The sequence below is a fragment of the Streptomyces sp. CB00455 genome (genome assembly GCF_001905445.1).
Classification (GTDB): Bacteria; Actinomycetota; Actinomycetes; order Streptomycetales; family Streptomycetaceae; genus Streptomyces.
This window is the reverse complement of sequence record NZ_LIVQ01000007.1, coordinates 221,185-246,559: the sequence shown is the minus strand read 5'-3', so window position 1 is coordinate 246,559 and position 25,375 is coordinate 221,185. Positions and strand designations below refer to the sequence as shown.

Annotated in this window: 23 protein-coding genes and 1 pseudogene; 8 read left to right on the top strand and 16 right to left on the bottom strand. The window is 70.1% G+C overall.

Annotated elements, in window-relative coordinates; all coding sequences use genetic code 11:
• Positions 1-161: 161 nt before the first annotated feature.
• The 3 genes from AMK16_RS26420 to AMK16_RS26410 all read right to left on the bottom strand — a co-directional run bounded on the left by AMK16_RS26420 (position 162) and on the right by AMK16_RS26410 (position 5,345).
• The gene (locus AMK16_RS26420) at positions 162-3,695 is read right to left on the bottom strand and encodes an NB-ARC domain-containing protein (protein WP_143196875.1); all 3,534 of its coding nucleotides are present in this window, start codon (positions 3,693-3,695) and stop codon (positions 162-164) included.
• Between the two features lie 106 nt (positions 3,696-3,801).
• Entirely contained in the window at positions 3,802-4,458 is a 657-nt protein-coding gene (locus AMK16_RS26415) for a hypothetical protein (RefSeq protein ID WP_073919846.1), read from the bottom strand.
• The gene (locus AMK16_RS26410; RefSeq protein WP_073919845.1) at positions 4,455-5,345 is read right to left on the bottom strand and encodes an ATP-binding cassette domain-containing protein; all 891 of its coding nucleotides are present in this window, start codon (positions 5,343-5,345) and stop codon (positions 4,455-4,457) included. Before AMK16_RS26410 ends, AMK16_RS26415 begins: the two co-directional genes overlap by 4 nt.
• 322 nt (positions 5,346-5,667) lie before the next feature.
• Here AMK16_RS26410 and AMK16_RS26405 point away from each other — a divergent pair, with 322 nt between their 5' ends.
• From AMK16_RS26405 to AMK16_RS26380, 5 genes are all read left to right on the top strand, one after another.
• Positions 5,668-5,898, top strand: a complete 231-nt coding sequence (locus AMK16_RS26405) for a hypothetical protein (RefSeq protein WP_206780523.1) — start codon at positions 5,668-5,670, stop codon at positions 5,896-5,898.
• Positions 5,899-5,945: 47 nt separating this feature from the next.
• Positions 5,946-6,869 carry an arabinan endo-1,5-alpha-L-arabinosidase gene (locus AMK16_RS26400; RefSeq protein WP_079191771.1) on the top strand — a complete coding sequence of 308 codons (924 nt, stop codon included), beginning with the start codon at positions 5,946-5,948 and terminating at the stop codon, positions 6,867-6,869.
• Positions 6,870-7,897: 1,028 nt separating this feature from the next.
• Positions 7,898-9,271, top strand: coding sequence for a poly(ethylene terephthalate) hydrolase family protein (locus tag AMK16_RS26390; RefSeq protein WP_079191726.1), 1,374 nt, complete (start codon positions 7,898-7,900; stop codon positions 9,269-9,271).
• Between the two features lie 270 nt (positions 9,272-9,541).
• On the top strand, positions 9,542-10,942 hold the full coding sequence (locus AMK16_RS26385) for a glycoside hydrolase family 43 protein (RefSeq protein ID WP_073919840.1): 1,401 nt from the start codon (positions 9,542-9,544) through the stop codon (positions 10,940-10,942).
• A 49-nt stretch (positions 10,943-10,991) separates the two neighbouring features.
• Positions 10,992-12,989 (top strand): ricin-type beta-trefoil lectin domain protein, encoded by a 1,998-nt coding sequence (locus AMK16_RS26380; RefSeq protein ID WP_073919839.1) that lies wholly within the window; start codon positions 10,992-10,994, stop codon positions 12,987-12,989.
• A 137-nt stretch (positions 12,990-13,126) separates the two neighbouring features.
• Here AMK16_RS26380 and AMK16_RS26375 read toward each other — a convergent pair whose 3' ends face one another.
• Positions 13,127-13,717 carry a TetR/AcrR family transcriptional regulator gene (locus AMK16_RS26375; protein ID WP_073919838.1) on the bottom strand — a complete coding sequence of 197 codons (591 nt, stop codon included), beginning with the start codon at positions 13,715-13,717 and terminating at the stop codon, positions 13,127-13,129.
• A 111-nt stretch (positions 13,718-13,828) separates the two neighbouring features.
• On the opposite strand from AMK16_RS26375, the gene AMK16_RS26370 reads away from it, so the two are divergent.
• Positions 13,829-14,839 (top strand): NADP-dependent oxidoreductase, encoded by a 1,011-nt coding sequence (locus AMK16_RS26370; protein WP_199885583.1) that lies wholly within the window; start codon positions 13,829-13,831, stop codon positions 14,837-14,839.
• Positions 14,840-15,469: 630 nt separating this feature from the next.
• Here AMK16_RS26370 and AMK16_RS26365 read toward each other — a convergent pair.
• The 11 genes from AMK16_RS26365 to AMK16_RS26320 form a co-directional block, all read right to left on the bottom strand.
• Positions 15,470-15,685, bottom strand: a complete 216-nt coding sequence (locus AMK16_RS26365) for a DUF6243 family protein (RefSeq protein WP_199885582.1) — start codon at positions 15,683-15,685, stop codon at positions 15,470-15,472.
• Positions 15,686-16,191: 506 nt separating this feature from the next.
• Positions 16,192-16,959, bottom strand: a complete 768-nt coding sequence (locus AMK16_RS26360; protein ID WP_073919836.1) for an SDR family NAD(P)-dependent oxidoreductase — start codon at positions 16,957-16,959, stop codon at positions 16,192-16,194.
• A gap of 63 nt (positions 16,960-17,022) precedes the next feature.
• Positions 17,023-17,790, bottom strand: a complete 768-nt coding sequence (locus tag AMK16_RS26355; protein WP_073919835.1) for a glucose 1-dehydrogenase — start codon at positions 17,788-17,790, stop codon at positions 17,023-17,025.
• A gap of 99 nt (positions 17,791-17,889) precedes the next feature.
• The gene (locus tag AMK16_RS38355) at positions 17,890-18,237 is read right to left on the bottom strand and encodes a cyclophilin-like fold protein (RefSeq protein WP_073919834.1); all 348 of its coding nucleotides are present in this window, start codon (positions 18,235-18,237) and stop codon (positions 17,890-17,892) included.
• 206 nt (positions 18,238-18,443) lie between these two features.
• Entirely contained in the window at positions 18,444-19,109 is a 666-nt protein-coding gene (locus AMK16_RS26345) for an SDR family NAD(P)-dependent oxidoreductase (RefSeq protein ID WP_073920032.1), read from the bottom strand.
• 213 nt (positions 19,110-19,322) lie between these two features.
• Positions 19,323-19,733, bottom strand: coding sequence for a (R)-mandelonitrile lyase (locus AMK16_RS26340; protein WP_073919833.1), 411 nt, complete (start codon positions 19,731-19,733; stop codon positions 19,323-19,325).
• A gap of 25 nt (positions 19,734-19,758) precedes the next feature.
• On the bottom strand, positions 19,759-20,775 hold the full coding sequence (locus AMK16_RS26335; protein WP_073919832.1) for a zinc-dependent alcohol dehydrogenase family protein: 1,017 nt from the start codon (positions 20,773-20,775) through the stop codon (positions 19,759-19,761).
• Between the two features lie 294 nt (positions 20,776-21,069).
• Positions 21,070-21,264 (bottom strand): hypothetical protein, encoded by a 195-nt coding sequence (locus AMK16_RS26330; RefSeq protein ID WP_073919831.1) that lies wholly within the window; start codon positions 21,262-21,264, stop codon positions 21,070-21,072.
• A gap of 70 nt (positions 21,265-21,334) precedes the next feature.
• Complete coding sequence (locus tag AMK16_RS26325; protein ID WP_073919830.1) at positions 21,335-21,772, bottom strand: DUF3592 domain-containing protein; 438 nt, start codon at positions 21,770-21,772, stop codon at positions 21,335-21,337.
• Between the two features lie 59 nt (positions 21,773-21,831).
• Positions 21,832-22,206, bottom strand: a complete 375-nt coding sequence (locus AMK16_RS38565; protein ID WP_443333612.1) for a putative T7SS-secreted protein — start codon at positions 22,204-22,206, stop codon at positions 21,832-21,834.
• Complete coding sequence (locus AMK16_RS26320; RefSeq protein ID WP_073919829.1) at positions 22,154-23,284, bottom strand: serine hydrolase domain-containing protein; 1,131 nt, start codon at positions 23,282-23,284, stop codon at positions 22,154-22,156. The genes AMK16_RS38565 and AMK16_RS26320 overlap by 53 nt, the downstream gene beginning before the upstream one ends.
• A gap of 145 nt (positions 23,285-23,429) precedes the next feature.
• Here AMK16_RS26320 and AMK16_RS26315 point away from each other — a divergent pair, with 145 nt between their 5' ends.
• Both AMK16_RS26315 and AMK16_RS37550 read left to right on the top strand, forming a co-directional pair.
• Positions 23,430-24,116: a TetR/AcrR family transcriptional regulator gene (locus tag AMK16_RS26315; protein WP_073919828.1), complete on the top strand. Its 687-nt coding sequence runs from the start codon at positions 23,430-23,432 to the stop codon at positions 24,114-24,116.
• Positions 24,117-24,214: 98 nt separating this feature from the next.
• A pseudogene (locus AMK16_RS37550) lies at positions 24,215-24,591 on the top strand (hypothetical protein); the annotation flags it as partial.
• A gap of 116 nt (positions 24,592-24,707) precedes the next feature.
• Here the strand turns inward: AMK16_RS37550 and AMK16_RS26305 are convergent.
• Positions 24,708-25,199, bottom strand: coding sequence for a hypothetical protein (locus tag AMK16_RS26305; RefSeq protein WP_143196874.1), 492 nt, complete (start codon positions 25,197-25,199; stop codon positions 24,708-24,710).
• Positions 25,200-25,375 lie beyond the last annotated feature (176 nt).

Below are 25,375 nucleotides of genomic sequence, written 5' to 3'. Positions count from 1 at the left end.
GCGGCTTCCCCAGTGCCGCCGACCTCGCCTGCTGGAGTGAACGCCTGGCGCCGAGCCGGCGGTCCGCGGCATCCCGCCGGACAGCTTCTTCCTGGTATCTGCACGCAATCCGGCTCGGCGGCCTCACCGCGCTCGCCGGAGAGATCAATCAAGCGACAGCCCTAAGCAGGCCGGAACGCGTAGACGTACATCCCCCGCTCCCCGCCGATAGCGAGTCCACCGCCGTCGGGGCGCCAGCTGCACGTGTGCAGCGCGCCCTCCGTCCGCTGCGCGGCCACCAGTTGTCCCCCTGTCCGGTCCCAGATCCGCACCGTGGCGTCGTCACCCACCGAGGCGATCCAACGCCCGTCCGGGGAGATGGCCACCGACCGCACGGGCCGGGCATTGCCGGTGCTCAGTCCCCGGTACGCACCCCTGCGCGCGTCCCAGAGGCGTACGGTCCCGTCGTGTCCCGCACCGAACAGCCAGCGGCCGTCCGAGGTCATGGACAGCGCCCACACCGCCCCGCGGCCGCCCCTGAGCCGCGCGGTCCGGCTCCGGCTGAACAGGTCCCAGATCCACACGTCGCCGTTCTCCTCACCGGTCACCAGGCAGGACCCGTCCGGGGAGAACAGGACCGCGTGCACCTGGCTGAGGGTGTCGAGCATCTCCGGCGGCTCCCCCGAGACGGGATCCCACAGCCGTACCCCCCGGTTCGTGCCTGCCGCCAGCAGGCTGCCGTCGGGTGCGCTGGCCACCGCATGGACGACGGCGTGCCCGTAGTGGTCAGTCTGAGCCCTTCGGCTTCCGGATACCGGGTCCCATATCGCCAGCGTGTCACCCCTGCCGCCACACGCCAGCCAGGACCCGTCCGGGGCGAAGCAGATCGGCGCTGCTGTATAGCCGTCGTCGGCGAGTCTCGCCGCCACCACGCCGTCCTCCGCCCGGTGCAGCAGCACCGCACCGTCGTAGTGCGCCACCGAGGCGACGCGGGCGCCGTCCGGTGCGTAGGCGACGGCGGTCACCTTCCGGTTCTGGTGGCCGTCGGCCCCGGTCACCGGCCGCCCGTCCGTCGTCTCCCACACCCGCAGTCCGCCGAACTGCCCCACGGCGGCGAGCCAGGAGCCGTCGGGTGAGATCGCGAGGGCGCGGACGGTGTTGGTGTGGCCCGTCAGTACCGCGCGGGGGCGGCCGTCGGGCAGGTCCCACAGGCGCACCGGCCCGTCGCTGCCGGCGGTCGCGCACCAGGAGCCGTCCGGTGCGACGGCCAGCCGTCGCACCGGACCGGCGGCGCGGGTGACGAGGTGGGAGGCGTCTACGCCGAGCTCCCCGGGGAGTTGACCGGAGACCGGCCACCGGCGGACGACGCCCCGCTCGTCCGCGGAGACCAGGAAGGCCCCGTCCGGAGAGAAGGCCGCGGTGCACGGGGACGTGCGGCTCGCCTGGATACGCGTCACGGGCCGGGGTGATCCCGTGTCCCACAGCGTCATCCGTCCGCCCGCGTCGGACGCCGCCAGCAGTCGGCCGTCCGACGAGGCGGCGAGCGTGTCTTTCAGGCTGACGCCAGCCGATCTACCGGAAGTCAGGCGAGTCGCCGGATCCTGATCCTCCACGCGCACATGTCCGTTGGACGCCTGCTCGGCGTACCAGCTGCCGTCCGGGGCCACCGCCACGAGGTTCACTCCTTCGGCGGCGGTGACGAGGGGCACGGCGTCTTGCGGGCGCAGCGGGTCCACCCGCAGCACCGTCCGGCCCGAAGCGACGATGAGCGACCCGCCGGCCGGATCGGTCACCACGGCCGACACGCCGCCGGGGTACCGATGGCGGGCCAGTACGGTTCCCGTGCGGGGCTCCCGGACGACCAGCTCGCCCGTGATGTCGCCCGTGGCCACCCAGGCTCCGCCCGGTCCTGCCGCCATCGTGAGCACGGCGTGGGCGGGATCTTCCGGCCCGGTGAGGCTGCGCAGCAGCGCGGGGTCCGGTGTGTCGGGCAGCGGCCAGTGGTTGGTGAGCAGCGGGCGCAGGCCGGGGTCGGTGGCCTGGCGTACGGATATCTGCCGGTCCCAGTGGGCGAGGCCGGCCAGGCGGCTGTGCAGCACGGCGGTCAGGATCCGGGCGGGCTCGACGGGGGTGAGCAGGTGGGCGATCCGGCTGAGGTCACGGGCCAGGGTGGCGGCGCCCTCCGTGGGGATGCGGGCGAGGTCGTTCCAGGGCGCGGACGGACCGCGCTGGTGGAGGCGGGTCTCCACCCACCGGAGGTCCCCCGCGATCCGTTCGGCCCGGGCGCTCTCCCCCGCCGCCATGAGGTGCTCGATCAGGTGGTCCAGCAGGTAACCGTCCGCGGCCGCAACCCGAAGCGTCCCGGCCACGTCGGCGGCGGGGAGGGCGGCGGTCCCCAGGGCCGACTCCACCAGGGCGGCGTTCAGCTCGCGCAGCGCGGTGGCGCCCAGTTCGCCGCGCAGGTAGTCGCGCAGCACGTCGTGGAGGGTGATCCGGCCGCCGTCCCCGGACGACAGCGTCACGAGGGAGAGCCGGTCGAGATCCGCGCACAGGTCCCGGGAGCGTGCCTCGGCAAGGCCGGCGGTGGCCTCCCACAGCCGCACCACGAGCGGTACGGGGATGGACTCGTCCTCCACGAAGACGCCCAGTTCGGCGAGCCGTCGGGCTCCGCCGGCCGGGAGCAGGGTCGTCGCCGCCTCGACGGTCGCCCGTACGGCCCGGGAACGGCGGACGGGTTCATCCAGGTCGAGTTGCCCGGCCTGGGTCTCGCCGACGGCCGGGCCCCCGGTTCGCAGATCCTCCAGTGCCTCGGCGGCCGCCGTCGCCGGGTCGGCGCCGGTCGAAGTGCGGCGGACGATCAGACGATTCGTCAGCCGCAGCAGGAGCGCCCACCGGCCGGTGGCGCGCAGCAGCCCGCCGACCGTCTCCTCCGGCAGGTCGGGCAGATCCCTGGTCAGGACCGCACGGGCCTGGTCCGAGGTCATCTCGTCCACCCGCAGCCGCGCGGCGCCATCGGGCAGGACGGCCGGCACGCGGGTCGTGACGAGCCGTACGCAGTTCCGCCCGCCGCGCAGGAAGGGGGCCAGTTGTTCCGGTTCCCACACGTCGTCCAGGACCAGCAGCGTGCGCGGCCGGTGGTCCAACAACCGCCCCAGGTGGTCGCCGGCGCGGTCGGGGTCTTCGAAGGCCGTGGAGTCGCCGGTGATGAAGGCCGTGGTCTCCACGACCTTGGCCGCGATCGCGGCGCGGGCGCGCACGTCCCGTCCGATGGTGACGGTGTAGACGCGGCCGCGGAAACGGCGACGGACCCGCCGGTTGGCGCATACGAGCGTGGCGAGGGTCGTCTTGCCGAAGCCGCCGGCCCCTTCGAGGGCGGTCGTGATCCCCACCGCGCCGGCGCCGCGCCCGCAGACGGCGGCGACGGCCAGGCGGGTCTCCGCGCGTCCCACCACCCAGGCCGGGACAGCGGGCGGGCCGGGCGGCGGCGGGTCCTGGGCGCCCCCAGAGGGCTCACGGCCGAGCAGGGCGGCGGTCACGGCCAGGGCCACCGCCCCGGCTCCGAGCCAGCCGACCCAGGGCCAGGGAGCGGCACGGACGTTGTCGAGCACGCCAGGCCAACGGTCCTGCGCGGTCGCGGCGTTGGCCGCGAGCGAAGCCAGCACGGCGACCACGGCTGTCACCGCCGCCGCCAGGCAGATCGCCACCGTTCTTCCCACGTGCCGCATCCCCCAGCACCCCCTTGCAGCGGAGGCTACCGCCACGTGATGCCTGCGGCCGGAGTTTCGCGGAGCAAACGGTGGCCGACGGCAGTTTGCGGGGGTTTCAGTCCTTGCGCGTGGCGATGTATTGCGTGAGCGCCGTGAACGCGGCAAGGACGACGGCGGAGACGACGAGCATGCGGCCGGCGGGTGCGAGGAGGTCTCCGGAGTTCGACGACGTCGCCATGAGTCGGAACAGCTGGTTCACCGGCGGCAGGTTCTTGGTGAAGACGGTGACCATCACCAGGGCGATCGCCGCGGCCAGGGCGTACCCCTGGCGCCTGAAGACCAGCCGGGAACACAGCACGCCGATCGCGATGCCGGCGAGTGCGCAGGTGAGCTGGGCCTCCGTGCCCAGCAGGAAGTCGACCGGCCGCACGTCGTAACTGCCCATCCACAAAGGGAAGAACAGGCCGAAGACCATCAGGACGAGGCAGCTCAGGAGAGTTGTGCCAATGGCCGCGAGGAGAACGCTGAGGGATCGGCCCGCGGCGACCACCATGATCGCCCGTTGTGCCGTGTCATCGAGACTCATCAGCGCGACGGTCAGCCAGGTCGAGCAGACGAACAGGGCTCCGGCGGAAGAGGCGTAGGCCGGGGGGAGCGAGCCACTGCCGTTGACGGTCAGCACACCCATGAGTCCCGTGAACAACAGCACCGGTGCGAGATAGCGCTGGGTGTGGAGCGCAGTGGCGAACGTGTAGCGGATGAGCGCGATCAATGCCCGTCCCCGTCCGTGACGGTGTGCGTTCGATAGCCGGCCACGGATGCCTCGGCCACCCTTACGACGGACCAGCCGTACTTCAGGGCGGTGAACAGCACGGAGTCCACCCACTCCCGGTCGACCCGCAAAGTGACTCCTGTGGACTCCGGGTGCACGGAGAGCACGCCGTCCAATTCCTCCCAGGCCAGGGCGCCGGGCCCGGGCCCCCGGGCGGGAACGGCAAGAACGACGTCGGCCATGGGACGGAGCGCCGGCGGCGCCTCAGCCTTGGCCGCACCCAGCGTCACCCGCCCGCGGTCGACGGCATAGGTCCGCGTGGCGCGTGCGCGGGTGACCGATTCCCGGTGATCGGTGAACAGTACGGTGCCGCCGGCGCCCGCCACCTCGGACATGATCTCGGCCAGGACCCCGTGAGCATCGGCGTCCAGGCCCGACCACGGCTCGTCGAGAACGAGCAGGCCCGGATCAACCATCACGGCCTGGGCGAGCGCGACTTTCTGCGCGTTGCCCTTGGACAGGCTGCGCAGCGGGGCGGCTTTGCCCCCGATGAGGGAGAGTCGGTCCAGCAAGGCATGCGCACACCGCACTGCGGCCGGCGTGGCCAGCCCGCGCACCCTGCCCATGTGCGTCAGGTACGCCACCGCGGACATGCTCTCGTTGGGAGAGAAACGGTCCGGGACGTAGCCGACGGCCGCGGGCCTCCCGGTCACGGTGCCGCGCGTCGGCCGGGACAGCCCCACCGCGATCCTCAGCAATGTCGATTTCCCGGACCCGTTCCCGCCCGTGAAGGCCACGATCTCACCTGGGGAAGCTAGCACGTCAACATCCTGGAGGATCCAGCGCCCTCTGCCGTAGCGCTTCCCGACGGCCTCAAGTCGTAACAAAACTGCTCCTCTTCGGCACCTGCTACTTCGGATGAGCGCAGGCTACAGGCACCATGCTCCAGGATCTGGGGGACCAGCTCGCTGCGAAGCCCCCGACCCGGTTGCACGTCACCGGCATGCCCAACGGTCGTATGGCGCACGAGTCGGCAGCCACTCGCATCCTGTACGCCGGGAATCGGAGCGTTGAAGCGGCAACCTTTCGCGCCGCCGCGGCAACCAGCTGGTGTCACTGCCACCGATCTGTGAGGTCCCGCTGTCCCCTGCCCATCCCGCAACGCACCGTCGCCGCAGGGGCCGCCTCCTCACGGGGGCTCTCGTCGACGTGCTACCCGCACCCGCCAACAAAGAGACGAAGGCCTTGGCCGCCGCCCGGATCGGGGAGCGCCTCGACCGCGGGCTGGTCGCGGTACTCACGGACGGCGGAACGCTCGTCACCTGGCGTTGTTCGGCGTCGACCCGGAAAAGCGTCTCCTTCAGGGTCTACCGGGGCGGGAAAGCCATCGAGACGACACAGAAGGTCATGTCCATCTCTACTCGAAGGAGAAGCGCGTGAGCCGCACTCTGCGCAGATCTTCGTTCCTCGCCCTGCCCGCCGCCGTCATGCTGGCCCTCATGCCGTCGACCGCGTCCGCCTACCCCGGACCCGGGAGGGTCACCGGCGACGTCATCGTCCACGACCCGACCATGCTCCGCGCGCCGGACGGGCGTTACCTGCTCCATTCCACCCACGGCTACCTGGAGTTCCGCACCTCCACCGACCGTGTCGCCTTCAGCCGGAACGGCAACGCGTTCTCCTCGCCGCCCCGTTGGTGGTCTCGCTACTCGCCCGAGAACGATCCGTGGGCACCCGACGTCTCCTATCACGGCGGCCGGTACCTGATGTACTACGCCGTTTCCGGATTCGGAACCACCAACTCGGCCATCGGCCTCGCCACCTCCACGACCGGGACGCCGGGCAGCTGGAAGGACCAGGGCATCGTCTACTCCTCCACGTCCAGGAGCGACTACAACGCCATCGACCCCGACCTGTTCGTCGACGACGACGGCAAGTGGTGGCTGGCCTTCGGTTCCTGGTGGAGCGGTATCAAGATGATCCGGCTCGACCCGGCGACCGGCAAGCAGTACTCCGGGGACACCACCCGCCACTCGCTCGCCTCGCGTCCCACGGGGACGAAGGCGGTCGAGGGCCCGACCGTGGTCAAACGAAACGGGTACTACTACCTCTTCGCCTCGTACGACACCTGCTGCAGCGGTACCGCCTCCACCTACAAGATCAAGGTTGGCCGGGCCACCAGCCCCACCGGGCCCTACTACGACCGCAACGGCGTCGCGATGAACAACAACGGCGGCACCGTGGTCATGGCGTCACAGGGATCCGTCATCGGCCCCGGCGGGCAGGACATCATGCCCGACACCGACGGGGACCTGATCGTCTACCACTACTACGACGGCAGTGACAACGGCGCGCCCAAGCTCGGTATCAACCGGCTGAATTGGAGCGGCGGCTGGCCCACCGCGTACTGACCGGGGCTCGGTAACAAGGCGCAGGCGGTTCGCGTGAGGACCGCCTGCGCCAGGATTCCGCGCGGGATGGGCGCGTGCGGCCTGCGTGCCGTGCCGCGGTGTTCCGCCGTGCCGCAGTGTCCCGCCGTCCCGCGCCCCACTGCACGGGCCCTGCCGGTTCCTGGTATGCCTTCGGCGTTCCGCCGGTGCGTGGTACGCCGCGCTGCCGGGCCATCCGGCCTGGTGCTCAGGCCCGGTTGCGGCCTTCTGCGTCCGTGACTCGGTCTCGACGCTCTCGGACAAGGAGTTCAGTATCTCGCCGTGTGCAGACTTCCAGGTAGTGGGTGTGTAGCTGTGCACTCCGGGATGGCAGGCCGGGTGGGCTCTTGACGGACCATTTGGATCAGCTTAAGTTCGGCCCATTCCATGTGAGCGCTAACATCCACCCCACTGTGAGGCGCAGATGGCCCGTTCTGGACTGGTATCGAACAGTTCCCGCTTAACCCGTAGCCGAACGGGACGGGTCAGCTCAGCTCGGTGTCGAGAGCGAGCGGGGTGAGGTGGGCCCGGTAGGGGTTGCGGAGGAGACCACGGCCGAGAAGACCGCTTCGCCTGGTCGGAGGCAGTGATCGTCTCGGCGCTGCGGCACGGTGATGATGCCGGCCGTGGCGGCGGGGATGCCGGGCTCGTTGCGGGCCTTGTCGGCGAGAACACCCGGTAGTCCGGCCCGGTGGCGACCTCGGCGCCGCGGACCATGTCGCTTGTGGAGACGTCGAGGAGGTCGAGGAGGTCGACGCCGTGGGCGCGAAGTTCCCTGGCGAGGCGGACGGTGTCGTCACCGGTCCAGCCCTTTCGCCGCCCTCGGGTTCTCGGGGTTCTCGGTCAGCCATCTTCCCCGCCGGCGCCACGGGCACCATCCCCCGGCCGTGGCCCGACTCCACCACTGACGCGCCCTCGACCCAGCGTCTGTCATGCGCACGCCATTCACAAACGGCCGTCCGTCCGGCGCAACGCCCGCAACCACCACACAGGCATGGAGGAACAGGACGATGCACCCGAGCATCACCGGCGTCCCGGCGTCCGGCGGCGCCGCCACCCGCCCGCCGAGATCCAGCAGGAGGAGCGGAAGGAGCAGGACGGTCACGTTGAAGGCGGCCGTGGTCGCGGCCGTGACCGGCCTGCTCACCGCACTGGTGGCGATCCAGCCGGCGCCGGCCCAATCATCGTCGGCCGCGGCCAACCCGTACGAGCGGGGTCCCGCTCCCACGGTGAGCAGTGTCGCGGCCCAGCGGGGCACGTTCGCGACGGCGGAGGTGACCGTGCCGCCCGGCAACGGCTTCAACGGCGGGAAGATCTACTACCCGACGGACACCTCTCTGGGCACGTGGGGTGCGGTCGCAGCCGTGCCCGGTTACACCGCCCGGTGGTCTGCCGAAGGCGCGTGGATGGGGCCATGGCTCGCGTCCTTCGGGTTCGTCGTCATCGGCATCGACACCAACAGCCCCAACGACTACGACACCGCCCGCGGCACCCAGCTGCTCGCCGCGCTGGATTACCTCACCCGAAAGAGCCCGGTGCACGACCGCGTCGACCCCAACCGGCTGGGTGTAATAGGCCATTCCATGGGCGGTGGCGGCGCCATCAGCGCGGCCGAACGGCGGCCCTCACTGAAGGCCGCGGTGCCTCTCGCTCCCTTCTCCCCCTCGCAGAACCTGTCCAGCCTGCGCGTGCCCACGATGATCATGGGCGCGCGGGACGACGGTACGGTCACCCCCTCCTACCTCGACGGGCTCTACAGCGGCATGCCGGCCGCCACGCAGAGCGCCTACATCGAGCTCACCAGCGGCGGCCACGGCTTCCCCACCTGGGGCAATTCCCACGTGACGCGCCGCGCGATCCCCTGGCTCAAGATCTTCCTCGACAATGACACGCGCTATACCCAGTTCCTGTGCCCGTCGCCGGCGGACAGCAGAGAAGTCTCCCGGTCCCAGACCAAGTGCCCGTACGTGCCGCCCGGCGGCACGACCACTCCGCCGAGCGGCGAGCAGATCGTCGGCGCCGCCTCCGGCCGCTGCCTGGACGTGGTGAACTCGTCGCAGACCAGCGGCGCCCAGGCCCATCCGTGGGACTGCGCCGACCGGCCCGGTCAGAAGTGGGCGCGCACCGACGCCGGCGAACTGCGCGTGTACAGCAACAAGTGCCTGGACGCCGAGGCCTCGGGAACGTCCGCCGGCACCCGGGTCGTCATCTGGGCCTGCCACGGCCGGCAGAACCAGCGCTGGAACGTCAACGCCAACGGCACCATCACCAGCGTCCCGTCCGGCCTGTGCCTCGACACGTACAACGGCGGCACCGGGAACGGCGCCCAGAGCGTCCTGGGGAACTGCAACGGCGCGTCCACCCAGCGCTGGACCCTCCGGTGACGAGGACTCCCTTGTCCTCGCGCGGCCGCGCCGTGCGGCCGCCCCTGGCCCGCCCGCACGGACAGGCGGGCCCTCGCCTGAACGGCGGAGATGCGGTCACGACGGAGTGGTCCGCCCCGCGCCGCAGTCACACACATCCACCGTGAAACGCCAGAACCGTTCGACCAACGTTGTCCCACTTCTCGCTCCTGACCGAATCACCGAACCCCGTCCGATACGCCGAACGCGCAGCGGTCCTCGTCCGCCGCGCACTTCTTCCTTGGAGAGCAGATGAACACAGGTTCCCCGACTGGCTTTCGGCCGTCACGCCGACGGTTCCTCGGCATGGCCGGCGGCATCCCGCTGGCGGCGATGACCGCCAATCTGACCTTGGGGGCAGGCGCTGCCCACGCTGCGGACTCTGCTTACGTCATGGCCTACTTCACAGAATCCACCACCATGCTGGAGGCCAACTACGGACTCCACCTGGCAGTCAGCCGGGACGGTCTGCAGTGGATGCCGCTGAACCAGAACAACCCCGTGGTCACTCCCACCGAAGGCTCGCTCGGACTGCGCGACCCGTTCATCCTGCGCAAGCAGGACGGCACCTTCGTCGTGCTGGCCACCGACCTCATGGGGACCGACTGGAACTACGTCAGCCAGTACGTCCACGTGTGGAACTCCACCGATCTGCGCACCTTCACCGGCTATCACCGGCTGAAGCTGCACGACATGAACACCCACAGCTGGGCGCCCGAGGCGTTCTGGGATGCGAGCCGCGGTCAGTACGCGCTCATCTACTCCGCCGTCAACGCCAGCGGCCACAACGTCATCATGGTCAACTACACGACTGACTTCATCACCGCCTCCGGCCCCCAGGTCTTCTTCGATCCCGGGTACGACGTGATCGACGGCGACATGGCCGTCGGCGTGAACGGTGTCAACTACCTGTACTTCAAGAAGAACGGGACCCTTGTCGGCGCCAGGTCCACCTCGCTGAACCCGGGCAGCTTCACGCCGTTCAGCACCGCCGTCTCACACGGCGGAACCGAGGCCCCGACGCTGGTCAAGTCCAACACGTCCACCGCCTGGTACCTGTGGGGCGACACCTACACCCCCAACGGCGTCTTCTACGCCTGGCGGTCCACGGACCTGTCGGCAGGCACCTGGACCGCGCTCGACCAGCGCCTCTACACCCAGCCGCTCAATTCCAAGCACTGCGGCATCCAGCCGATCACCTCGACCGTGTACGAGAACCTGGTCGCGAAGTGGGGCGCCCCGGTCTGGAACAGGATCAAGTCCTACAACCACCCGGGGCGTTTCGTCCGGCACTCCGACTCCATCGGCCGCATCGACCCGTACCCCTTCGACCCGTACACCGACTCCCAGTGGAGGATCGTGCCCGGTCTCGCCGACCGCTCCGGGGTGTCCTTCCAGTCGGTCAACCAGCCGACACGCTACCTGCGGCATTACAGCTACCAACTGAGGCTGGACGCGAACAACGGCACCAGCACGTTCGCCCAGGACGCCACCTTCCACAAGGAGGCCGGCCTGGCCGACTCCGCCTGGACGTCCTTCCGTTCCCACAACGTGCCGACCCGCTACATCAGGCATTCCGGCTACGTCCTGCGCATCGACCCGATCGCCACCCCCACCGACCGAGCGGACGCGACGTTCTCCATCGTCTACTGACGCTCCACAGCTGATCAGTACTCTTCCCCCTCCCCCTCTGGAGAGCCGCATGCCCCACACCGCTCCCCGACAATGGATCAGACGCATCACCGCCCAGACCCTTGCCTTCGGACTCGCCGTCGTGGGTCTGGCGACCGTCGACCGGCAGGAGCCGACTCCCCTGCCCGCCGCGTCGGCCGCCGTGAGCACCAGCCAGATCGACGTCACACCCCCGCCGATGGGCTGGGCATCCTGGAACACCTTCTTCAGCAGCATGGATTCCAGCGTGGTCAAGCAGCAGGCCGATGCTCTGCTCTCCTCCGGCATGGCGGCGGCCGGCTACAAGTACGTCAACCTCGACGACGGCTGGTGGCAAGGCGCCCGCGACACGAACGGCAACATCGTCGTGGACGAGAAACTGTGGCCGGGCGGCATGAAGGCGACCGCCGACTACATCCACAGCAAGGGACTGAAGGCCGGCATCTACACGGACGCCGGGAAGCAGGGCTGCGGCTACTACTACCCCACCACCAGGCCGGCCGCCCCCAACACCGGTATGGAGGGCCACTACCGGCAGGACCTGGAGACCTTCCAGCGCTGGGGCTTCGACTACGTGAAGATCGACTGGTGCGGCGGCCGTGTGGAGGGCCTGGACCAGGAGACCCAGTACAAGCAGATCGCCGCCGCGAATGACGCCGCGTCGGCGGTCACCGGCCGCAAGCTGGTGCTGTCCTTCTGCGAGTGGGGCACCGGACTGTCCTGGAACTGGGCGAGCGGCCACGGCGACCTGTGGCGCACGAGCGACGACCTTCTCTTCTACAAGGAGACGCCGGGGCTGACGAAGATGTACCGCAACTTCGACCAGGCCCTGCACCCCGCCGCCCAGCACACCGGCTACTACAACGACCCCGACATGCTGATGGTCGGCTTGAACGGCATGACCGCCCAGCGCAGCCGGCTGCACATGAGCCTGTGGTCGATCGCCGGCGCCCCGCTGCTGGCCGGCAACAACCTGGCCACGATGAGCGCCGAGACGCGTGACATCCTCACCAGCCCCGAGGTCCTCGCCATCGACCAGGACCCGCGCGGACTGCAGGGCGTGAAGGTCTCCGAAGACACGCGCAATCTACAGGTGTACGGGAAGGTGCTCTCCGGCTCCGGCAAGCGGGCAGTGATGCTGCTCAACCGCACCGCTTCCGCCGCGAACATCACCGTCCGATGGGCCGACCTCGGCCTGACGCCGGCCTCCGCCACCGTGCGCAACGCCTGGACCCGCACCGATGCCGGTACGTTCGCCACCGGCTACACCACCTCCGTGCCGGCCAACGACGCGGTGCTGCTGACCGTCTCCGGCACCGAGGCCTCCGCAAGGACCTACGAGGACACCACTCCCGCCACCACCCCGACCTTCGCCGGCGTCACCGCCGCCACGGCGGGCACCAAACTGGTCGACATCACCTACGCCAACGGCGGCAGCACGGCCCGCAGGGCCACCTTCCAGGTCAACGGCCAGTTCACCTACGTCGTGGCCTTCCCGCCGACCGGCTCGGCCACCACCTACCGCACCGTCTCCGTGCTGGCACACCTGGCCAAGGGCACCAACACGGCCGGATTCGCCACCGTATCCGGCAGCGCGGCACCCGACATCGACGCCGTGCGGGTCCAGGACATCCCCGGCACCGACGGCGCCGCCCTCGTCGGCTCCGCCTCGCGCCGCTGCGTGGACATGGACAAGAACACCTACATCACCGGCACCCAGGCGCAGATCTGGGACTGCTCCGGCGGCCACAACCAGACCTTCACGAGGACCTCGCGCGGCGAGCTGCTCGTCTACGGCAACAAGTGCCTGGACGCCGACAACAGCGGCACCACCGACGGCACCAAGGTCATCATCTGGGACTGCACAGGCGGCAGCAACCAGAAGTGGACCGCCAGCTCCGACGGCACCCTCACCAACGGCCTCTCCCACCTCTGCCTCGACGCCTCCCACGCGGCAACCGCCAACGGCACCAAGCTGATCCTGTGGACCTGTACCGGAGGAGCCAACCAGCGGTGGACCCTCGGCTGAGCCCGTCACACGTGTGAACACCACCGGCGAGGGTGCGTCAGCGCCCCCGCCGGCCGGCCGGGGACCGCCGGCTCCACCGGGGCTCGTGTACAAGATCGGCGGAGGTTCTCCCCCGGGTCTGTCAGCGTGTGGCCATGTCAGCTGCGGGTCCGAGGACTGCGTTCTTCTTGGGCATGGCTGCTCCCGGCGCTCAGGATCGCGCTCGCGACGACATCGAAGAGGCGGTCGGCGCGTGGCGCGAGCGAGGGTTGATCGCCGAGCCAGGCGAGCATGGCTATCAGCGCAAACACATCGGTGCCGTCGATATCGCTGCGCGCCACGCCCGCGGCCTGGGCGCGGGTGAGGAGCCGCGCACCGGCTGCGCGCAGGGTGACGCACGAAGCGTGGAGTGCGGATTCGGGGTCCTCGATGGCGGCTGCCATCAGCACGGTCACGCCCCGGTATTCGGTCGTCCACGCGACGCAGTCGCGTAGCCACGATACGAGAGCGTCTTCGGGCGAGCTCGCTGTCTCGGCCTGGCCTGCCCTTGCCGTCAGTTCGTCGAAGCTCGTGCGGAGCAGAGCCTCGAGCAGCGCCTCGCGCGTCGGGAAGTGACGCAGCAGCGTCGCGAGCCCGACATCGGCCCTGCGCGCGATGTCGCGCAGTGACACGTCGACGCCTTGCTCGGTGATGGCGGTGCCCGCGACTGCGAGCACGTGGTCGCGGTTCTTCCTGGCGTCGGCCCGCATCGGTTCCCCTTGACTATCCGGATCAGTGGTCCATATATTCGGATCAGTGGTCCACTTATATGGACCGCTGATCCGGATAAGGCTATCCCGCAACGGGGGCAGGAGAAGACGATGCCGTTACCCACGATGAGGGCGGTCCGGCTCCATGAGCACGGCGGCCCTGACGTTCTGCGTTACGACGAGGTGCCGGTCCCCGAGCCGGGGCCGGGCGAGGTGCTCGTTCGCGTGCACGCGGCCGGCATCAATCCTCCGGACTGGTACCTGCGCGGCGGGCTGACCAGGATGCCCGGGGAGACGGAATCGACGGTCAGCCTGCCATTGATTCCGGGGACGGACGTGTCGGGCGTCGTCGAGGCCGTCGCGGCGGACGTGGACAGCCTCGCCGTAGGGGATGAAGTCTTCGGTCTTCTGCGTTTTCCCGGCTTCGACGGCAGCGCATATGCCGAGTACGTGGCCGCGCCCGCGCCGGACCTCGCACGCAAGCCGGCCGGCCTCGACCACGTGCACGCCGCCGGGGCGCCCATGGCCGGGCTCACCGCGTGGCAGTTCTTGATCGAGGCCGGACACGATCACCCCTCACCCTTCCAGGAGGCGCGGCATCGTCCGACGGCACTCGACGCCGAAACGACGGTGCTCATCAACGGCGCCGCGGGCGGCGTGGGGCACTTCGCACTGCAACTGGCGAAGTGGAAGGGTGCGCGAGTCATCGCGGTGGCATCGGGCGCGCATGAATCGTTCCTGCGCGAGCTCGGCGCCGACCGGTTCATCGACTACACCAAGAGTCGTCCCGAGGAACTCGTACGCGACGCCGACCTTGTTCTCGACACCGTGGGGGGCCCCGACAGCAAACGCTTCCTGCGTACGCTGAGGCGCGGCGGCGCCCAGTTCGCCGTCCTCCCCGGCGACTTCGATGAAGGAGAGACCGCGAAGCTGGGCGTCACGGTCTCGAGCGCCCAGGTCCGCTCGAACGGCGCGCAGCTTGCCGAACTGGGGCGCCTGCTCGACGCGGGTACGGTCAGCGTCGCGATCGACAGCACGTTCCCGCTCGCGGATGCCCGAGCCGCGCACGAACGCGCCGCCCGAGGACACATCCAGGGCAAGATCGTGCTCACGGTCACTTAGAGGTGAGCCGTTTCAACGACGCGTCCGGCGACCTTCCGCAGGGCGCCGGTGGCCATCATCACGCCGATGCGGAGAGCTTGAGGCCAGTCTGGTGACCAGGCGATCGCGACACTCGTTCCGCTGGACCGAGCCGGCCCCGCGCGGGGCCGGCTCGGTTACCGCGGGAGATCGCCGAGACGGTCGCATTCCTGACGCCGGTGGAAGGGCAACATCGCCGGCCGGCACATCACCGTCGCCGACAGCAGCGGTCCGGCGTCCGGATGGTGAAGCGGTCGGTCGCAAGGCTCGTCACTGACACCGCCCACAACGATGTGCCTTCACCAGCTGCGGTGTCCCCCGGGTTGGGCACGGGGAAGGCGCTGGTGGTGACGCTCTTGCTGCCGCTCGGGGTGGTGTAGGTGACGGGGCTGCTGAATGTGCGGCTGCTCCGGGTGGTCGGCTGAGACGCGGGGGGGCGACCGAGAGCTGAGCGGGACCGGCCGCGCCCGGTGCGACAGCAGAGGCCCGGTACGGCAGCAGGGCCCGGTACGGCAGCAGGGCCCGGTACGGCAGCAGGGCCCGGACCACGCGTCGCCGCGCCTCGTGGTCCGGGCCCTGCCCCGTGCGGTGCCGCCCTGCGGCGGCGGTGCGTCAGCTCTGTGCGCTGTCGTCGCCCGCCTGCCCGGCGCCCTCAGCTGCGCCTGCCTTCTCGCGCATCTTGCGCACCAGCTCCGCCTTCTGGTCGGCCGCACCCTGGCGGTCGAGGTTGCGGTGCGGACCGTTGTTCTGCCGCTCGGCGCGGGACAGCTTCTTGCGCTGGCCGCCGCCCATGCCCACGGGATTGTCGATGTTCTTGCTCACGGTCACGGGTTCTCCCGGTAATGAAAGTGGTCTACGGAGTCATCAGTGGGGGGACGGGCGGCGACGTCGAAGGACGTCAGCAGGGGCCCATCACGCTCTCACTCGTCAATCGGCGTCTGGAAGAACATGACAAAGACGTTACCCGGTTCCGTCGGCCCCGCCCACCAACCTTTTCGCCGCCCGGCGTCGGACGGGCCTTCGGCGAGCGCCCGGGAGCGTTTCCGCAGGTAGCGGCGGTTGCTGAGGGAGCGGGACGGCCTTGTCAGCGCTGACACCGCCGGGTCGGGTGCGGCGTCTGCCCGGGCGGGCGCAGGGTACCGAGACTCTCCGCACCACCGCCTCGAACTGCCCTGTCCCCGCAAACTCCGGGTGTGAGGACCGGTGAGAGAGGGCGGCACCGGCCGTCGGCGGACAGGGTGATCTTCGTGGTGGAGCCGCCACGCGAGCGCCCTGAGCTCTCGCCTGCCGCACCCCCTCCCTCAGTCCCCCACTCCCCCAGGCGAACAGGGTCGTCACTGGGCGGTGTAGCCGCCGTCGACGGGGAGGGCGATGCCGGTGACGAAGCTGGCGCCGGGGCTGCACAACCACAGGACGGCTTGGGCGATCTCATCTGCGGTGCCGAGCCGGTCGATGGCCTGGCCCGCCGCGGCCTGGGCGCGGTCGAGTTCATCCTTGCCGACCATGGTGTCGACCATGGGGGTGCTGATGGTGCCGGGGCAGACGGCGTTGATGCGCACGCCCCGGGATCCGTATTCGAGGGCGGCGCTCTTGGTCAGGCCGATCACGCCGTGCTTGGAGGCGTGGTAGGCGGCGCGGCCGGGGTTGCCGACGAGCCCGCCGAGGGAGGAGCAGTTGACGATCGCGCCGCTTTCCCGGGTGCGCATGTGGCGCAGTTCGTGCTTCATGCTCGCCCAGATGCCGCGCAGGTTGATGGCCTGGACCCGGTCGAACTGGTCGGCGCTCTCGTCGGCGGCGTCGGTGGGCGGAGGCATGATGCCGGCGTTGTTGTAGGACATGTCGAGGCGGCCGAAGGTTTCCACGGTGTGGTCGACGGCGGCGGCGACCTGGTCCTCGTCGGTGACGTCGCAGATGACCGCGATGGCCCGGTGGCCATCGTCGGTGAGCTGCTTGATGGCGGCCGTGAGGGCGGTCTCGTCGATGTCGGCGAGGGCGACGGCAGCGCCGGCCTGGGCGAAGGCGCGGGCGGTGGCCAGGCCCATGCCGGAGGAGGCTCCGGTGACGAAGGCGGCCTGGCCGGTGAAATCGTAGGTGGGGTTCACGGGTGCGGCTCCTTGTACGGTCCGGGTGGTCAGACGGTCTGGGCGGTCAGACGGTCCGGGTGGTCAGACGGTCTGGCCGCCGTCGACGACTAGCGCGGTGCCGGTGGTGAAGGCGGCGTCGTCGGAACACAGCCACAGCACGGCGGAGGCGATCTCCTCGGGCTTGCCGAGCCGGCCGACGGGTTCGTCGGCGATGAGCCCTTCGCGTCCACCGGGGCGGGTGTCGCCGAAGCGGCGGATCATCTCGGTGTCGATGATCCCGGGGCAGACGGCGTTGAGGCGGATGCCGTCGGCGGCGTGGTCGAGGGCCGCGGAGCGGGTGAAGCCGATGATCCCGTGTTTGGCGGCGGCGTAGGCGGCCTGGCCCTTGAAGCCCTTGACCCCGGCGCCCGAGGACACGTTGACGATGGCGCCGCCGCCGTCCTGCCGGAGCATCTGCCGGATCTCGGCGCGGGTGCACAGGAACGCCCCGGTGAGGCTGACGCCGAGGATGCGGTCCCAGTCGTCCTTGGCGGTGTCGGCGGCGGGCTGGACGGGCTGTTCGACGCCGGCGTTGTTGAAGGCCGCGTCCAGGCTTCCGAAGCGTTCGACGGTCCGGTCTACTGCGGCCTGGACGTCTTCTTCACTGGTGACGTCACAGGTGAGGGTGAGCGCTTCGCCGCTGGCCGCGTCGATGAGGCGGGCGGTCTCCTGCAGGCCGTCGCCGGCCAGGTCGGCGAGGGCGACCCGGGCGCCCGCGCGGGCGAAGGCGAGGGCGGTGGCACGGCCGATACCGCCGGCGGCGCCGGTGACGAAGGCGGTCTTGTCGTGAAAGTCGTAGGTGATGTTCACGCGTGTTCTCCCAGCGATTCGCGGGGATGTGGTCAGGGCCGAGGTGCGGGTTCTCCTTTTGCTGAGGGCTATTTCTCCTTCTGCTGAGGGCTGCCGGGCTCAGCGGGCGGCTTCGATGGTGATGCGTTCGCCCCGGCCGAGCTGGTCGGCGTTGACGTCGAGGTGGCCGAGGACGAGCAGGTCGGCGGAGGCGGCGGGCCCGTCCTGGTAGAAGAGGGCCAGGTTGCCCCAGGGCGCGTAATAGGCGATGTCACCGGCCTTGGCCGCGGCCGGTCCGGGGGCGCCGGCGGTGTCCAGCTTGCGCGGCAGGTCGGCTACCCGCTCCGTGTTGTGGAAGTCCTCCAGGTCCAGGGTGAGCGGGAGCAGCTCGGCGAAGTCGAGGGCCGCGGGACTGTCGTTCAAGCGGGCCGCGACAGAGCGGCCGTCGAGCGTGACCCGGATGTCCATGGGAGTACTCCTTTCGGAGGCGGATGGCGTGGTGGAGGCCGTCGTCTCCTGCCTCGGGGAAGCGGAGGCGGAAGATGCAGAGGGCGGGGTGGCTTCCGGTGAGTCGCTGGAGCAGGCGGTCACGGCCAGCAGCTGTGCGGCTGCCGGAGCGGCACGGACCAGACCAGGGCGGACTGCGGAATTCACGAGAGGTATCCGGAGGGTCGTCATGCGGGCATGGGCTCGGCGTAGTGCCGAAACCCGCCGCGCTCGGTGTGGATCGCGTACAGCCGCTCGGCGAGGGCCCGGGGGCTGGAGTGTTCGGCGTCCGACCGGATCGCGCCGGGGACGATCAACTGGGCGACGTGAATGTTCTCGCCGGCGAGGGCGTCGTGGAGCATCGCTGCGTAGGCGCTTTCGGCGGCGAACGCGATCGAGGTGCCGGCCACATTGGGGTTCGGGCGCACGGCACTGGAGCCGTTGACGAACAGCAAGGTGCCCCGGCCCAGCTCCCGCATCCCCGGCAGGACGGCGTTCACGCAGGTCACGGGACCTTTGACGGAGAAAGCCAGCGGGTCATCCAGGTCAGTGGCGGCGGTGTCCAGGACCGGCTTCATGAAGTCGCCGCGGGGGACGGGACTGAACTGGAGGATCTCGACGGGCCCCAGCGTGTCCGCGGCTTCGCGCAGGGCCGCGGTGAGAGAGGCGGGATCGAGGACGTCGGCGTTGAAGCCGCGGGCGTGGATGTTTTCCCGGGCCAGTTCGGCCGCCAGGTTGTCCTGGTGCTGGGCGCTGCGCGAGACGAGGGCGACGCGATGGCCGGCGGCACCGAAGCGGCGGGCGGCGGCCAGTCCCAGGCCGGGGCCGGCGCCGATGAGGGCGAAGGTGGTCACGGTGGTTCTCCTCAAGTACGGCGTAGGCGGGGTGGACCGTTTCCGGGCCCGCCCGAGGAAAGAGCGGGGTGGTTCGGGGGCGAGGGGGGTCTTGATGCCCCGGCGCTCGTCCATGGCCCTGTGGCCCTCGGCGACCCGGTCCTGGGGCAGGGTGAGGTCGAAGGTCAGGGTGAGGTCGAAGGGCATGGAGGGGTCGAAGAACTTGCCAGGGTTTCAGCCGATGGCCGGGGCTGTGGCGTACTCCTCGACGGTCACGGGGTTCAGCCAGTGCACGACATCGTGGTCGTCGTCGCCTTCGTTGATGGCGAGGTGAACCATCAGCCGGTTCGGGGCGGCGCCGTGCCAGTGCTCCTCGTCGGCCTCGAACAGGACGCGGTCACCGGGCCGGATGACTTCCACCGGTCCGCCGCGGCGCTGGCACAGGCCGATTCCTTCGGTGACGAAGACGGTCTGGCCCAGCGGGTGGCGGTGCCAGTGGGTGCGGGCGCCGGGCATGAAGTGCACCAGGGAGGCGGTGACCCGGGAGGGGGCCGGGGCGCTGGCGACGGCGTCGATGTAGACGTCGCCGGTGAACCAGTCGGCCGGGCCTTTTGCCGTGTCGATCGAGCTGCGGGTGATCTGCATGATCGCTCCTTGGACAGTAGGCGGCTCAGGGCTTGAGGAGGGCCTTGACGGCGCGGCGCTCGTCCATGGCCTTGTAGCCCTCCGCGACCTGTTCCAGGGGCAGGGTGAGGTCGAAGACCTTGCCGGGCTCGATCCGGCCCGACAGGACCCGGTCGATCAGGTCGGGCAGGTAGCGGCGTACGGGGGCGGGGCCGCCGCGCAGGCCGACGTGGGAGAAGAACAGCTCCTGCCCGTCGATCGCGACCTCGTGGGGGACGCCGACGAAGCCGACGTTGCCGCCGGGCCGGGCCGAGTGCAGGGCCTGCCGCATGGCCTCGGCGGTGCCCACGCACTCCAGGACGCTGTCGGCGCCGATCCCGCCGGTCAGCTCCTTGATCCGGGCCACGCCCTCCTCGCCGCGCTCGGTGACGATGTCGGTGGCGCCGAACTCCCGGGCGAGCTCCTGCCGGGATGCGTGCCGCGACATGGCGATGATCCGCTCAGCGCCCATCTCCTTCGCCGCGATCACTCCGCACAGGCCCACCGCGCCGTCGCCGACGACCACGGCGGTCGAACCGGGCTCGACCTCGGCGGCGTCGGCCGCCCACCAGCCGGTACCCATCACGTCGGACACGGCGAGGAGACCGGGCCACAGCTCCTCGCCGGGCACCTCGTCGGTGGCGACCAGGGTGCCCTGGGCGTTCGGGATGCGCACGTAGTCGGCCTGACAAGTTGACATGAACTCACGGTGCAGGCAGTTCGACTGGAAGCCGTTGCGGCAGTTGGCGCAGGTGTTGTCGGAGGTGGCGAAGGAGCCGACGACGAACTGGCCCGGCTTGACCGATGTGACCTCGGATCCGACCTCCTCCACGAAACCGACGTACTCGTGACCCATCGGATGGGGGTCGCCGATCGGCTCCAGGCCGCGGTAGGGCCACAGGTCCGAGCCGCACACGCAGGTTGCGGCCGTACGGATGACGGCGTCCGTGGGGTGCAGGATCCCGGGGTCGTCCAGCGTTTCGAAACGGATGTCACGGGGAGAGTGGATCACTGTGCCGCGCATGAGGGTGACTCCTTCGCGTGCCGGGGCGTGGGGTACGAGGTGCACCGGCTGCCGCCGAGGGCAGGGGCAGGTGCAGGTGCAGGTGCCCGCCCGCCCGGCCTTCGAGGCCGGGCGGAAGGCACCACCTCATCCAGGTAACCCGCACTTCGGGCGGGCAGCGAGTCACTGACAAGGGGCGTACCAGCAGTACACCCCTGCGACGGAGCATGGCACTGCCTTGCTGCTCCGCGGCTGCTCCGCGCACTTGAACTGCTCGAACCAGCTGTACTCCGCCCCCGTGCCACACCCTCTGTCTCAGAGGAACGCCGTGTCCGGGTCGGGGCCGATGGCGCCGGCCGAGCGCAGCGAACACCCGAGGTCCCCGACGCGCCGGCGGGCTCGGTACGGGGCGCCGCCTCCGGCCGCGCCTGACGAGTCCGTCGAACCGGCCGTGCGGCGGTGTTCGGCGTTGATGGGCTGGGCTGCTTGGCGCTGGTCTTCCAGGATCACCGGTCCGGCAGGCCGGCTCCGCCGGACTGCCCTGGTGGATGAGCTGCCGGGCGGGGGCCGTGATCCGCAGCTAGAGCAGGCTCAGCACCGTCAGGAGGACGCCGACCAGCCCGAGGGCCACCAGAAAGAGGAGGGTCAGCACCGTGCGCACGGTGCCCCGGCCCGCTTCGAGGAGGACTGCTCGTTCCGGGCTCGTCGGGAGGTAGCGCAGTCGCACCCGCGCCCCCAGGGGCCGTCGTCGATCGGTGTCGAGGTCGAGCCGGTACTCGCGCCCGTCGGCCGCGCGGAAGCCCACGATGGCGTGCTGGAGGCCCGCCCGGCCCTGGTCTCCCGGCAGCACATAGGCATCCACCACTGTGGCGTCGGCGGGCAGCCCTTCGTTGAACGTCCTGCGGGCGAGCAGCCATCGGCTGCAAGTCCGCACCGCGAGCGCGACGGACACCGAGAGGGCGAGGAGCCCGAAAGCGGCAAGCAACAGCCGGTGGCCGTCCTCGCGTAGGAATTCCATGGCGCCCTTCCCCCTCGACCTCCCGCCAGGCCAGCGTCCGTGGCGCGGCCGGACGAAATCTACCGGCTCTTGCTGCCGCCAAGGCGCGGGCAGCGCCAGCGCGGACCGCACTGGCGGCGCCCGCCCGGACCGGGCGGCCCTGGACGGCGAAACGGACGGCGAAACCGGCTCATGGAACAGGCCGGCTCGGCGTTCTTCCTCGAACCTGGATCGATGCCCGCCTTCGCCGCCGCCTTGTAGACATCGGCCTTCGCCACATATGCGGCATGGGCGTCCTTCACGGCCTTGACCGCTTTCCTGTACAGGTCGATGGCCTGCTGCGCCTGCTGTTGCGACCAGGTGTGCTGTGCAGAACGTCCCCTGTACCGCGCTCCGGCCCGGTCAGCCGTCCATCGCCACGCGGTACAGGGTCGCGAGCGCGTTGTCGATGGGATGCGGTTGCGGCCTGCCGGAGGAGTCGAGCTTGTTCCACCTCTGCATGTTGACCGCGACCGTCATCTGCCGCTTGCCGTCGGCGCGGGTCATGGCCAGCGCTCCACCACCCCAGACAGTGCCGCCATGGCCCCAGAAAGTGCTCTGACCGGGACTCTGGCCGGGACTCTGTATCGGGTGCAGGCCGAGGCCGTAGTCGATGGTCCTTCCCTCCTGGGAGATGACGGGGACGGTGCGCTGCATCTGCGCCAGCGATGACGGGCTGACGATGTCTCCGGCCAGCAGCGTGCCGAAGAAATGGTTGATGTCGGTGACGGTCGAGATCAGCGAGGCCGCGGGCCCCACCCACGACATGTCGTAGACGCTGTAGTCGCGCGGCGGGTCGATCATGCCGAACCATGACTCGTAGAGCTTCGCGTGCGGCCCCGTGACGTGCGGTCCGGCGGGGAATTCGGTGTCCCGGAGCCCGGCGCGCTCGATGATGTCGTGGGTGATGCATCGCTCGGCCGTAGTGCCGGTCGTCCGTTCCAAAAGCTGGCCGAGAAGCAGGTAGTTGGTGTTCGAGTACACCCCCGGTGTACCGCCCGGGGTGCCGACAGCAGGTGCGGTGACACCCATCTGGATCAGCTCAGTGGGATCGAACCGCGTGAACCGGTGGTCCTCCAGACTCTGGGGGCCGGTGGCTGCCAGGGCGGGGAACGCCCTGAGGGAGGGGTAGGCGTAGGGGAGGTATTCGGCGAGGCCGCTGGTGTGGTTGAGCAGCATCCGGATGGTGATCTCGTCACCGCGTTCGCCGGGGACCAGTTTCGGAAGGTACCGGCCGATCGGGGTATCGAGGCCGATCTGACCGCTCTCGACCTGCTGCAGGACTGCTGCGGCGGTGAAGGTCTTGGTGATGCTGCCGACTCGGTGCCGCATGCCGGCGGTGACGGGGCGGCCGGTGGCGACATCGGCCACCCCGGCGGCGCCGCGCCAGATTTGATCTCCCACTCGCACCTCGGCGAACAGGCCCGGTATGCCGGCACGGTGGACGTCTTCAACGGCGGCGTCCAGCGCCGCGGAATCCAGCGGGTCCTTCACGTCTTGCGTCCTTTCGTCTGCTCCCCGGACGGCACGGCACGAGCGGCATGCCGACCAGCCCGGGCAGGCCCATGACCCCATTATGCACGCGGTGCGTGCAACACCAAGTGCACAGGTAGGCTGGTTTCCTGGCGAGAGGAGCCACATGGCAGGCCGAAGGCGTTGGTCAACCGAAGAAATCCTGAATGCGGCGGCGGAACTGCTGCGCACGAGCGACGCGGACTCGTTCAGCGTGCGCAAGCTGGCTGCGGCCCTCGGGACCGATTCCTCGAGCCTCTACCGGCACTTCCGCAGCAAGACGGAATTGCTGCGCGCGGTTGCCGACCGGATTCTCCTGGCCGCGATGGACGGCTACCGCCCGGAGGGCGACTGGAAGCAGCGCCTCACGTCCCTGGCCCTGCGCGTGAGGGAAGCCTTCGAACAGCAGCCCCAGCTCGCCGCGATATGGGGACGCTACGCATCCAGCGGCACCGGTTCCCGCCTGGTCATGGAAGAGGTGCTGCAGGCTCTGCGCGCCTCGGGGCTGCCCGACGAGGAGGTCCCGGCGCGCTACCACCGGATCGCGGTACTTCTCGCCGCGCTGATCGCCTCCGACGCCGGGGTCAGCACCGTCTCCCCGGACGAGTACGAACAGGGCATGGAACTGTTCCGCGTGGCGGTTCTGGGCGCTGATCCCGAACGCTTCCCGGCCCTGGCCCACTTCGCCCGCGACGTCCGCCCCCTCGGAGTGGAACGCCGTGCCGCGTTCGAGGAGATCCTCGCCGCCCAGCTCGCCCACATCGAAGCCGCGATCCGCCCGAGCTCGTCCGCTTCGCGGGGTGAAAAGCCGTAGGAATGGGTCGTGAAGCGCAGGCACGTCACCAATGCCGAGTGAAGTGGCTGGAGTCGTACCTGCCGATCGGTAGGTACGACCCGTACCCGGAGCGGTTCAGCGTGGACTCCCCCCAGGTCCGCGCCCCCCATGACGCCACAGGGATGCGCGTCGACAAGGACGCCACAGGGATGCGCGTCGGCAAGGACCGCATGGCCGCCCTGGAAGAAGCCGCGCAGGAGCAGGATGCGGCCTGACACAAAGGGGTGGCTGGGCAGGCCCCGGAACCGGACCGACCGGCAGGATTCACCTAGCCTCGGACCGCAGGTGCCGCCCGCTCGCACGGGTGCTGACCGCCGGCCGGGCCGGGGACGCCCGCAGTTCATCCCCCGACTCGACAAGGTGGGCGTGGGCGTGGGGGTCCGCCTGCCGGTCGGCCGTCCCCGCAGCCACGCCCGGCGCGGTCCCGGCGGACGATGCCTACTCGTCCCGCGGGATGCCGGCACGACCGGGCACCCGCACCCCGGCGCCGCGCCGTCCGGGCGGCGGGGCCGAGTCCGGGGCGGCTGAGTCCGGGTCGGGCCAAGGCCGGGGCGGGGGTCGACGTACGTGTCAGGAGGCTGCGGCAGCCTTCTGGATACGGGGAACGAAGATCCGGGCCAGGGAGTGGGCGGTGGCGGGATTCAGAGAACTGCCTCCCCCTTCCAGCCTCACCTGGGCGATGACCGTACCCAGGCACATGGTGAGGTCCAGGCCGTCCAAGTTCCCGGCGTTGCGGTAGTAGGCGTGGCTCGCGGCCCCGGGGACGGGTGGCACCTCCGCCTTTCCGTAGGTCGCCGACCAGTCCTTCTCCCTGCCGCACGCGGCTGCGGCGGCCTTTTTGTCGGCATAGGCCTGGATGGTGAAGTAGGCGGTCTCGCCTACTGCCTCGAATTTCGTCACCCCATTCGCGAGGGCGGTGCAGTCCCAGTGCGCATCCGGACCGCACTGCTCCGCGGACTTGGGCTGCTCCTCGACCTCCGCGCGGCCGGTCTTCGGTGTCCAGCCCTTCATCGATGCCGGATCCGGCAGTGCCTGCTTGATCCGGTCCTCGGTGTTGAACACGGTGTCGAAGTCCGTGTTACCGCCTTTCGGCGTGTCCGATCCACTCCCCGTGCCTGCGTTCGCCCCTGATGCCGACTCTTTCGTCACCTGCGGCTTCCCTCCGGCCGCGTCGGAGCCGCCGCCACAGGCGACAGCGAAGGCCGCCAGCGCCATCAGGACCGCCGTCTTCGAAGCCA